Genomic DNA, 11,585 nt, shown 5'->3' on the forward strand with positions numbered 1-11,585 from the left:
ATATAATATGCAGTGGGCAGTATTGGTACTTTTTTAAAAACCCTCCCGTGGAAACGGGACGGCGTTGTTGATCGTACCCTTTAAAATAAACTCTTTATGTTCCTATTTCTTAAGTTCCAGGAACGGGATCTTACGCTTCGACATAAGATCCCGGTTCTTACTTCCTGGTCCGTCCTAAATATCTTTTTTAAGGTACAGGATCCAAGGTGCAAGGCACAAGACCTTGTGCTTTTTTTTAAAACCCTCCCGTAGAAACGGGACGGCGTTGTTGATCGTACCCTTTAAAATAAACTCTTTATATAAACTGCAGCGGCATTGCGCAATGCAGTAGTATGCGAATTGTTAACTGTGGTTAAACTACAGCGCCTGTAACGGGGGCTTCAGATGATTGAATTTCGGTTGAGGTATTCAGATAGGAAGGATGGCAATGAGACAAAAGGTCTCTTGTGATTTTTTAAAAAACCATCCCGTAGAAACGGGACGGTGTTGTTGATCGTACCCTTTAAAATAAACTCTCAAATCTCTTTGTGTACTGCTATCAACGCGTGTTTATTAGCAGGGTACTTTTATACATACATAACACTTATTACACAAACTCAATATGAACCGTTGCTTCCAGCATCACACATTTAAAAATTTCACATTTCAGCTCACACGTCTTTCATTTCTACACACCATCCCCGGTATTATAATACGTAACCGGTTCAATCTGGGTTGGGTAAGCTTACATTGAGCAAACCCCACCGTTACATTTATTTGAAATACAGTTAAATAAATTAGTATTTACATGGCCGCTACGAGCGGTTATTTCGGCCCTTGAAGTAGTATGTGAGAACAAACATGCAGATGTAGTAAGAACCAGTGCAACAATCAGTTGATTGCAAGCTGAATTAACTCTTATACTTATTTGTTTCAAAAGGTACATGCTTGTACAGATACGTTTTTATTGGGACCGGAATAAAGTAATCCACAGGAGGAATTGGGTAACGAGATCAGGTAGTTTTCAAGGAAAATTGGGGCGATAATAATAATCGAAGTAACCGGTACGGGTTCTAACAGGAGATTGGGTGAGATTTTAGATCAGCAACTCTGATCGGTTCACAAATATCCAAACTGGTTCTTGATTATGCAATAGTAATATTACTTTTTTAGATTTTTTTTTACGCTGGGAAAAGTTCGCATAATGGGAATGTTATTAAGTTACGTGTTACTCCCGGCAATCGTCAATCGTGAATCGGCAATGGAGCCTGAATCTTTGAGCCTCGCTTATCGTAAAACGTGAAACGGCAAACGTGAAAGCTGCCATGGCGGAAAGTTCGCCGTTACTCAGCCTCCTGATTATTTCGTCAACTGAATAACTCAATAACTGAACAACTGAATAACTGCCTTTCCCTCTATCAACTCTATAACCTTTATTAACTTTTCAACTCACTAGTCAACTAACCACCCCCAAACAAAAAAGCCACCCGTTAAACGAGTGGCTCTTATATAGTAAAACTATATTAATTAAGCTTTGTACTGAGGTATCAACGTGTTTGCCAAAGCAACCAGCTTCTTAACACCATCATCAGACAAATTACCTTTTTTGAACTCAGCCAGTACATCGGGCAGTTTGTTCTCCATTTCCAACAGGAAGTGCTCTTCAAACTCTTTTACCTTCTTTACCGGTACTTCCTTCAACAAACCCTGTGTACCCAGGTAAATGATTGCTACCTGTTTTTCAACTGTGAAAGGTGAATATTGTGCCTGTTTCAGGATCTCCACGTTACGGGCACCTTTATCGATCACATTCTTTGTAGCCGCATCCAGGTCGCCACCGAATTTAGAGAAGGCTTCCAGCTCGCGGTAAAGGGCCTGGTCGAGCTTCAGCGTACCAGCCACCTTCTTCATTGATTTGATCTGTGCGTTACCACCTACACGGCTTACAGAGATACCTACGTTGATGGCCGGACGAATACCTGAGTTGAACAGGTTCGATTCCAGGAAGATCTGTCCATCGGTGATCGAGATCACGTTTGTAGGAATGTAAGCAGATACGTCACCCGCCTGTGTTTCAATGATAGGTAATGCGGTGAGTGAACCACCACCTTTTACCAGGTGTTTTATTGAATCGGGCAAATCGTTCATGTTCTTTGCCACAGAGTCGTCGTTGATAACTTTCGCAGCACGCTCAAGCAAACGGCTGTGCAGGTAGAATACGTCACCAGGATAAGCTTCACGGCCAGGAGGACGACGAAGCAACAGTGACACCTCACGGTAAGCTACGGCCTGTTTTGACAGATCATCATAAATGATCAGGGCAGGACGTCCGGTATCACGGAAGAATTCACCGATAGCAGCACCGGCAAATGGCGCATAGAACTGTAACGGAGCAGGATCAGAAGCTGATGCAGCTACGATAGTTGTATAAGCCATAGCGCCATTGTCTTCCAAAGTTTTCATCACACCGGCAATGGTTGATGCTTTTTGACCAATGGCAACATATATACAAAATACCGGTTTACCGGCAGCGTAAAATTCTTTCTGGTTGATGATGGTGTCAATTGCAATAGCAGTTTTACCGGTTTGACGGTCACCAATGATCAGCTCACGTTGTCCGCGGCCGATGGGGATCATAGCATCAATCGCTTTCAAACCTGTTTGCAATGGTTCTTTTACCGGCTCACGAAAGATTACACCAGGCGCTTTACGCTCCAGGGGCATTTCATATCTGTCGCCAGTGATGGGACCTTTACCATCGATAGGCTCACCCAATGTATTTACCACACGGCCCAGCATACCTTCGCCTACGTTAAGAGACGCGATCTTACCGGTACGGCGTACTTTAGCGCCTTCTTTAATATCACCGCTTTCACCCATCAATACCACACCCACGTTGTCTTCTTCAAGGTTAAGGGCAATTGCACGTACACCATTCTCAAACTCAACCAGCTCACCAGAACGTACATTATTTAAACCATACACGCGAGCGATACCATCACCCACCTGTAATACAGTACCCACTTCCTCCAGGTCGGCGGCTGCGTTGAAGTTGCTCAATTGCTGACGCAATATCGCAGATATCTCATCGGGTTTTATCTCTACCATATATAACCGTTTATAGTTTTTTTTGTGTGTTAACTATCTTATCTTATAAATAAAATCATTATTCATGAATTGCGTTTTGATCTTGTTCAAATCGTACGCAATACTGGCATCTATAAGCGTATCGCCAATTTCAAGAACAAAACCGCCAATGATATCTTCATCAACAGTAGACTTCAGGTCAATATTACCCAGGTTGGTTTGCTTTTGCACCTGGCCAATGATCTGATTTTTCACATCTTCGGTAACAGGTACAGCTGTAGTAAGCTTTACTGTATGAATACCTTTTTGAAGTTTGTACTGATCTATAAATGCAGAACTAATTTCGGGAAGATATGATTCGCGACCCTTTGTGATCATTAACCGGTTAAAGGAATCAGTGAGTTCACTTATTTTACCTTTAGTTACCGCCAGTACAATCGCTATCTTTTTATCGGCCTTTACTACCGGGCTACGCATCAATGTTAAAAATTCGCGACTTTCCTTACAAACTGCCTGAAGGTACAGCATATCCTTATACACCGATTCCAACTGGTTCGTTTCGTTGGCCAGGTCAATCAAACTTTTTGCATAACGCGCCGCTAAACGAGGGTTTGGCATAATGTGATAATTTGCTAATGTGATAATGTGATAATGGCTCTATTTCCGAGACCTCTAACAATTAGCACACTTCGCTAATTTTAAAACTTTTTATATAAATTCCTGTGTAACTGATAACGCGTGAATGAAATTTGTATTCATTATCACATTATCGAATTATCACATTATCTAATTAAGCTTTACTTCTTCAGCCAGAGTTTTGATATATTTCTCCTGTTGAGATTTATCAGTTAACTCACGACGTAATACTTTTTCAGCTACTTCAATAACCAGTGCACCAACCTGATTTTTTACATCAGTGAGAGCAGCCATTTTCTGTTGCTGAATAGCAGCGTTGGCATCGGTAATGATCTTGTTGGCTTCTACTTTAGCCTGCTCTTTTGCTTCGGCAATGATCTTGTCTTTGGTATCACGTGCCTCTTTCAGCAATTGCGCTCTTTCTTCACGGGCTTTGGCAAGCAGGGCTTCGTTCTCACTTTTCAGTTGAGCCATTTCAGCTTTTACCCTTTCAGCAGTAGCCAGTGAATCGGCAATACCGGTTTCACGCTCTTTCAGTGACTTCAAAATAGGCTTCCAGGCGAATTTTCCCAGAATGATCAAAAGGATCAAAAATGCGATTAAGTTCCACACTAACAAGCCTAATCCGGGGGTAAGTAATTCCATTGTAAATTAATATTTATGGTATTGTATGCTTTTCAAGAGAAAAATACTGCATTCGCCGCCCTTTGCATTGAATGCAGTACTGTTTTTACGTGCGAACCATCTACTAGCGGAATACAGCCAGCAGACCAGCAACCGCAGCCAGAAGGGCAACACCTTCTACGAGGGCCGCAGCCAGGATCATGGTAGCACGAATGTCGTTAGTAGCTTCTGGTTGACGGGCAATTGATTCAACAGCGCCTTTACCAATTTGACCGATACCGATACCGGCACCAATCGCTGCAAGGCTAGCGCCAATTGCACCATAACCAGGCTGAACTTCCAACAGAATAGTCATCAAATTCATGATACGTGTGTATTTATAATTAAAAAAGAGCTAATTCTAAACTTATACTACTACCGGATCTCCGTGTCCTGGTACATCATCATGATCGTGACCACCTTCAAACGCCTGGCCAATAAACACCGCTGTAAGGTTACAGAAAATGTAAGCCTGCAGAAATGCCACCAGGATCTCAATTACGTAAATGAATACGGCCATGGCAATAAAGAACGGTGAAGTTCCATAAGCCAGCACAGTGTTCATGGCGCCAAAAATGAATATCAAACATATGAAAGCCAAAATGATAACGTGACCTGAGATCATATTGGCAAAAAGACGAATGATCAATGCGAAAGGCTTGGTGAAAATACCCATGATCTCCACTGGGATCAAAATTGGTTTTACGCCCAGGGGTACAGGCGGGTTAAAAATGTGTCCCCAGAAATGCTTGTTACTGCTGAACAGGATAACAATAAAAGCTATGATACCCAGTATGGCAGTAAAGGCAATATTACCGGTTACGTTAGCAGAACCTGGTACCAGGCCAATAAGGTTATTGATAAGGATAAAGAAGAAGATGGTGAGCAACAAAGGCATATACTTTTCGTAGCTATGACCCAGGTTAGCTTTGGCCACATCGTCTCTTACAAAAGTGATAACAGGCTCAACCGCATTTTGAAAACCTTTAGGCGCACTGGTGTGGCCATATCCCTTTTTATACTTCCTGGCAATGTTCGTCATGATCAATATCAACAGAATAACTGATAATATAACCTGTGCGGCATTGCGTGTTATGGAGAAGTCGTACACTTTGGCATTTACATCGGGTTTACCATCGGCACCTAAAGCATAAATCTTTTCGTTTGCGTAAACATATTTACCATCTGCACCTTTCAATTCACCCAGTTCTTTATTATGCTCTCTCCAATGATCGGTAACCCACACATAGCCTTCATGCGCTTCGGCACCATGGTGAAATTCTGAAGACATGAAAGAGGTAAACCCTTTTTCAGGAGAGTATAAAATTATCGGCAATGGAATAGAAATGCCATGTCCGTTTATTTCTGCAAAATGGAATTCGTGACCATCAGAAACGTGTTCAATGATCGTTTTGGCAGGATCCAATTTCTTCTCCTCTTTTGCTCCATGTGCTTCTGCCTGATGAACTCCTTCACCAGGTTTATCACCTTCCGGCTGTGCAGACAGTAAAAGTGGAGAAACCAATAAACTCAGGCTGAAAACCGCTACCAATAAGGATTTGACGCTTCTGACCAGCATACCTGTTTTAAATTTTGCGCAAAGATAAGCAGCGGAAAGTCAAAAACACACCAATAATCAAAGTATTTATTCCACAGTCATCCAGTACTGTAGGGAGTTTCGACCGATTTTGACCCAGGCAGGCCAGAACTTCATATTATAATTTCACACATACATATAAAACTATCTAATTCACCCCAAAATAGAGGCTACTCCGCAGTATTTTTAAATAACTTATTAGAGTCAGATTCGTATCAAATCCGGGATTTAATGCGGTCAGGCATTTGTCATTCATATATTTAATGCATACAAAACACACAGTAAACACAAATTTTGCCTGGGTTTGGTCTGCGTTTGGTCTGGGTTTGATGTGTATTTGGTCTGTGCTTAACTGCAATAAGACACGCATAAAACCCGAAGCAGACCCCAAGATCTCCCATCTGACAACAATCACATTAAATAAATTAACATGTATGGGCGAAGGAATGATACTAAACTATTACTTGAAATTTTTAATACCTGCTACTAGGCTGGAATATGTTTCTCAAACTGCATTTGATGAAGTTTGAAATAAAAGCCCTGGTGGGCAATGAGTTCTTCGTGAGTACCCAATTCTTTTATTTCGCCTTTGTCGAGCACTATAATTTTACTGGCCTTGCGAATGGTGCTCAGGCGGTGGGCAATTACAATGGAGGTTCGGCCGGCGATGAGCTTATCGATGGCTTTTTGTATAAGTAGTTCACTTTCAGTGTCTACTGAAGATGTGGCTTCGTCGAGTATTAAGATGGAAGGATTATATAATAAAGCTCTTATGAACGACAGTAATTGACGTTGGCCCAGCGAAAGGCTGCCGCCCCGTTCCATTACATTATAATCATAACCGCCGGGCAGCTGCATTATAAAATCATGCATATCAATCATTTTGGCGGCTGCTATTACCTGTTCCCGCGAAATGGCCGGGTTGCGCAGGGTAATATTATCAAGCACTGAACCCGAAAACAGGAACACATCCTGCAACACCGTGCCTATTTGTTTACGCAGGGCTTCCAATTGGTAATCTTCCACCTTTACATCATCGATCTTTATAGCCCCATGTTGTATATGGTACAAGCGGTTAAGTAAACTTATAATGGAGGTTTTACCACTTCCGGTATGGCCTACAATAGCAACGGTATCGCCGGGTTTTACTTCAAAAGAGATATTCTTTAGCACATACCGGTCGTCTACATAGGCGAACGATACATTTTCAAAGCTGATCTTACCTTTTACAGAGTTGGGGGCAAATGTGCCTTCGGTCTTTATTACATCTTCATTATCCAGCACCTTGAACACGCGTTCACTGGCCACCATACCCATTTGCAGCACATTGAACTTATCGGCAATAACCCGCAACGGGCGGAACAATAAGTTGAGGCAAAGGAAAAAAGAGAACATTTTACCTATCAGTAACCTGCCTGCTTCGGGGTCGTCTTTATATATATCCAACGCATGCGTTGCCGCCCACCAAACCATTAAACCGGTGCCTACCGCCAGCACAATTTCCACAACAGGAAAAAAAACCGAGTATGCGAAAATGGCATTGATGTTTGCGTTGCGATGTTCTTTATTAATTGATCTGAACTTTTTAAACTCTTTATCTTCAGCAGCAAATGCCTGCACAATGGCCATACCGGTTATATGCTCCTGTACAAATGCATTGAGGTTGGCCACAGCATTACGCACTCTGATAAACGATTTGTTTACGCTTTCTTTAAACAAATAAGTTGCTACCAGCAAAATGGGGAACGAGGCCAGGCTAATAAGCGTCAACCGCCAGTCGACCCAAAACATAAAGATGAGCACGGCGATGATCGATAACAGGTCGGCAATGATAGGTATAAGCCCATCGGAAAAAATGTCGTTGATGGCTTCAATATCGTTGATGGTGCGGGTAGTTAAAGTACCAATAGGTGTGGTATCGAACTGCGACAGATTTAGCCCAAGTATTTTCCGGTAAACATTCACCCGCAGGTCTTTCACTACGGTTTGTCCCAGCCAGGCGGTTAAATATGAGAAGTAAAAGCGAAAGGCCGTTTCGAGCAACAGTAAACCAATTTGAATGAGCGTGATGAGGATGATGGTTCTTTCAACGCTTACCTTTTTGGCCATTTCGGTAAGGGATGCGCCATGCTGCACATGTTCATTTATGGTAACCTGAATAAGCCAGGGGCGTATGGGCGAAACAACGGCCAGCAGAATGGCCATTACAACCGAAAGAATGAATTTCGTTTTATAGGGCTTTGCATACTGAAATACCCGCTTCAGTAAGCTAAAATCAAATATCGTTTTCCCCTTGCTATTTCCTGCCATATCGAGTTTGCAAAGATAGGCATAGTTTGTTAGCGATCTGTTACCTATTTGATAAAAGGAAAGGAATACCTATATTTCAAACCGTTAAAATTTTAAATTGTAATCATTCATTAAAACCTTACCAATGACTGCAAAAGACCTGCTGCATAAATATCTTAATTATGCTTATTTGTGGCAAGTGCATACAGAAGACGAGCCATCGAAAATACGGCTGCAGCAATTGAATATTTTGTTCGAAGTTTTTAACATTTCAACAAAAAATGCTGTTCCGTCATCGGCAAACTACCTTTCGGTGGGTACTGACGATATCATGAGCCGTAAAGATTATATAGCTGAGCTAACGGATCTTGAGTACTTCACGTTGGGCGAGTTTTTAAACGACAGGCCATATGCAACCAATAAAGAGGTAGTCAAAATGGCAACCAGTGCAATAGGTGAAATAAAGGAACGCACCATTGAAGGGTTTAAAAACGAGATCCATATTACCTGGTTGTTCAGTAGCCTGTTAGAGTATAGAAGCGATGTTTATCGTTTTACATACCCGCCGAGCGGTATGATGGAGGGATACTCGGTAGGATTATATTATAGCTTTTATCTTCAGGGTAAATTAAGACAAACCATAGAATCAAATATCGAAGAAATTGACGAGGTGTTATGGTTGCTGATAGATCCGCAAAAACGCGATATTCCTTTAACCGAACTCATAAGCAGGTTCAATTATCCTGATGCAGATCTTGATAAACTTGACTTTGACTGGAGAATTGAAAACTATTAAATGATAAAAGCCCCTGACAGGGGCTTTTAACTATAAAATTTGTGCTCTATTACTCACCCATTGATTTGCGATACGCTTTAATGAAAATAGCGCCAAGGTTTTTGTATGGTGGAATATAATCGTCGAACTTTTCTTTGGCGGCGCCGGTAGCGAATTTCTTACTCAGCTCACGCCAGGTACTTATCCAGTCAATATCCTTACCAGCCAGCAGCTTGTCGTTAAGCGAACCAATGATAGGATCATTAACGCTCATGGTACCTACCTGTTTTGAAGATATGATATGCGCATCGGGACAAGCCGTTAACACATCATTCAAATTATTATACCCACCACATGAACCCAGTACAACAATACGGGCGCTTTCGGGCAGTTTATGCAAGGTAGTTGCAAGGTGATAACTATGGCCGCGATGTATAACTATGGTAGGCGTTAAACCGCTTTCCTGCATATATTGAATAAGGTGGTTCTGCGCTTTATCATCGGGGTCATCTTCACCGTACAATGGTTTGTTGGCGAATATCCAAACGGGTTTGCCTTTTGTAGACATGATGGTTGTCCATTCAGATTTTCTTTCATCAATCCTCCATCCTGGTTTGCTACGGAAGTTGGCCATGAAACTTACATATGAGTTTTGACCATCTTTGTCTTCATCGCCATAAAAGAATACCTGCTGAATAACGCGACCACTATCATCCGTTAAGCTTTTATACTCTTTGCCATATATTGAAGGAATACCCAGCAACTCGCTTAGGTTAACTTTCTTTGTTGTGTCGGCCGATTCAAATAAAATGCGCAGCAGGTTGTAAATAACGGTACCTCTTTTATTATTATCCTGTACGTTTTTGGTGTAGCTCACATTTACCTCGTTAACAATAAAAGCAGCCAGTTCTTTATTCTTATCCATAATGCTGCTGTATGAATCGGCTACGTCTACCGCATCTTCGAGATCATTGACCTTACGCGGTTTTTCTAACCCAATCACAAAGGCTTTCATTATAGTTTCCTGGTTCTTCTTATCCATTCTGCCCAAAAAGTCGTTCAGGGTATTATAACCGGCAGCCATTTTAATGAACTTTCTAAAGTAATCGCCATGCACGCTCATTATTAAACTATCGGCACGGGGGTTGGCCATTCGTTGCCAGATGCGTGGGTATACCCCCGATACGTAACTTGAGGTGTAAATTTCATCTTCACCCAACACAGCCAGGTAGTACAATTCCTGCGCGCTTAACCCATCGAGCCGGCGAAAACGAACGGCAGGGTTGGGTACGCCATGCAGCGCATTGATCTCACGAATAAAATACTCCCGTGCCTTGCGCCGCATCATTTCGGTAAGGGTTTGCATTTGATTGGCCGGATCGTTGTAAGGCGGTAATGACCGTTCAACATATTCTATCCTGGTTCTTACCAGCAGGCGGAAATAACTCAGTTCATTGTCTTTAACGCTGTCGATTGCCCCAAGGGTAATTTTACCGCGCATGAGGTTATCGAGGAAGGGGAAATATAATTGTCCGCTTTTACTGGCAGCAATACGGGCAACCAGCTGCACGGCCGAATCGGGGTGATTGCGAATCCGGTCGCTCAGTGCATTCCTGGCCTGGGCATAATCATACACCTTGCGAATATCATAGTTCAATGCCACTTTTATGAGGCTATCGGCATTGTTATAGGCGCCGGGATTTTTAGCCAGTTCGGCCATAATTTGCTCGGGATGCAGGGTGATGTACTTACGCATCAATATGGTACGTGATGTAGCCATGCCCGCATTAGTGTACATATATTCTTTAAGGCAATCGACCAATACTTTGGCTATGCCATATTCATTACTTTCAATAACAGGAGCAAAACTTTTTTGGTATTTGTCGAGCTCAATACACTGGGCAAACGCTTTTATAAGGGCAGGCGCTGCTGAGGCGGAAAAATCGCGGCGGTTAAGGTAAGTTATGTAGCCTTGCAAAAGCAGATCAACGCTACGCAGGTATTTGATCTTTTCCATGCTTTTAAGCGTAGAATCCATTTCTATCTGCATTTGCAGTTCATCTACACCACGTGTAAGGGCATCCATTATTTGCAGGCCAACGGTAGTGTCGGTAGCAATTTTTCCCTGGTTATTTAGCTGATTAACCTTTTTTTGCTGTTTATCAATATTGTTGTGCCATATTTCACGCTCCATGGCAACTTTAAACGAAACGGCCGTTTGCGCAAGAAGGGTTTGACCAACAAGTAAACAAATGACAATAAATGGTATATGTATCCTCATATGCTGCACTTCTGTAAGGGGTAGAGCAAAAATATGACCAAAGGGTTGTATAGGCGAGTTTGATTTTCAACCAGTATACAGCCGGGACCCATATACGCCATTTTGACTGTGGTTCGAGGGGTTATATGAAATACCAGCCGTTTAACTATTTGTTTTTCACTCAATGCCCACCTCGTCAACATTCTGCCATATTAGTAAAACAGTGATTTCAGGCGTAAGGTAGGGAAAAAGGGGGAAAATGGAAATATGGGGAATGGGTTAGCCATTCTTTTGGCTTG

8 protein-coding genes are annotated in these 11,585 nt (G+C 42.2%); 1 reads left to right on the top strand and 7 read right to left on the bottom strand.

Features of this window, described 5'->3' with window-relative positions; genetic code table 11:
- Positions 1 to 1,506: 1,506 nt before the first annotated feature.
- The 6 genes from atpA to GGD38_RS10460 form a co-directional block, all read right to left on the bottom strand.
- Positions 1,507 to 3,087, bottom strand: coding sequence for a F0F1 ATP synthase subunit alpha (gene atpA, locus GGD38_RS10435; protein WP_375298050.1), 1,581 nt, complete (start codon positions 3,085 to 3,087; stop codon positions 1,507 to 1,509).
- 33 nt (positions 3,088 to 3,120) lie between these two features.
- Positions 3,121 to 3,684, bottom strand: coding sequence for an ATP synthase F1 subunit delta (gene atpH / locus GGD38_RS10440; RefSeq protein ID WP_375298049.1), 564 nt, complete (start codon positions 3,682 to 3,684; stop codon positions 3,121 to 3,123).
- A gap of 168 nt (positions 3,685 to 3,852) precedes the next feature.
- Positions 3,853 to 4,347 carry a F0F1 ATP synthase subunit B gene (gene atpF, locus GGD38_RS10445; protein ID WP_375298048.1) on the bottom strand — a complete coding sequence of 165 codons (495 nt, stop codon included), beginning with the start codon at positions 4,345 to 4,347 and terminating at the stop codon, positions 3,853 to 3,855.
- A gap of 103 nt (positions 4,348 to 4,450) precedes the next feature.
- A complete protein-coding gene (gene atpE / locus GGD38_RS10450) occupies positions 4,451 to 4,690 on the bottom strand; it encodes an ATP synthase F0 subunit C (RefSeq protein WP_014223036.1) in 240 nt (79 codons plus the stop codon).
- A 42-nt stretch (positions 4,691 to 4,732) separates the two neighbouring features.
- Positions 4,733 to 5,944: a F0F1 ATP synthase subunit A gene (gene atpB, locus GGD38_RS10455; RefSeq protein ID WP_375298047.1), complete on the bottom strand. Its 1,212-nt coding sequence runs from the start codon at positions 5,942 to 5,944 to the stop codon at positions 4,733 to 4,735.
- 504 nt (positions 5,945 to 6,448) lie between these two features.
- Positions 6,449 to 8,272 (bottom strand): ABC transporter ATP-binding protein, encoded by a 1,824-nt coding sequence (locus GGD38_RS10460; RefSeq protein ID WP_375298046.1) that lies wholly within the window; start codon positions 8,270 to 8,272, stop codon positions 6,449 to 6,451.
- Between the two features lie 124 nt (positions 8,273 to 8,396).
- Here GGD38_RS10460 and GGD38_RS10465 point away from each other — a divergent pair, with 124 nt between their 5' ends.
- Positions 8,397 to 9,047 carry a hypothetical protein gene (locus GGD38_RS10465; RefSeq protein ID WP_375298045.1) on the top strand — a complete coding sequence of 217 codons (651 nt, stop codon included), beginning with the start codon at positions 8,397 to 8,399 and terminating at the stop codon, positions 9,045 to 9,047.
- Positions 9,048 to 9,096: 49 nt separating this feature from the next.
- On the opposite strand, the gene GGD38_RS10470 is transcribed toward GGD38_RS10465, so the two are convergent.
- A complete protein-coding gene (locus GGD38_RS10470; protein WP_375298044.1) occupies positions 9,097 to 11,307 on the bottom strand; it encodes a hypothetical protein in 2,211 nt (736 codons plus the stop codon).
- Between the last annotated feature and the right edge of the window lie 278 nt (positions 11,308 to 11,585).

The sequence above is a fragment of the Niastella sp. OAS944 genome, from assembly GCA_024809215.1.
Classification (GTDB): Bacteria; Bacteroidota; Bacteroidia; order Chitinophagales; family Chitinophagaceae; genus Niastella.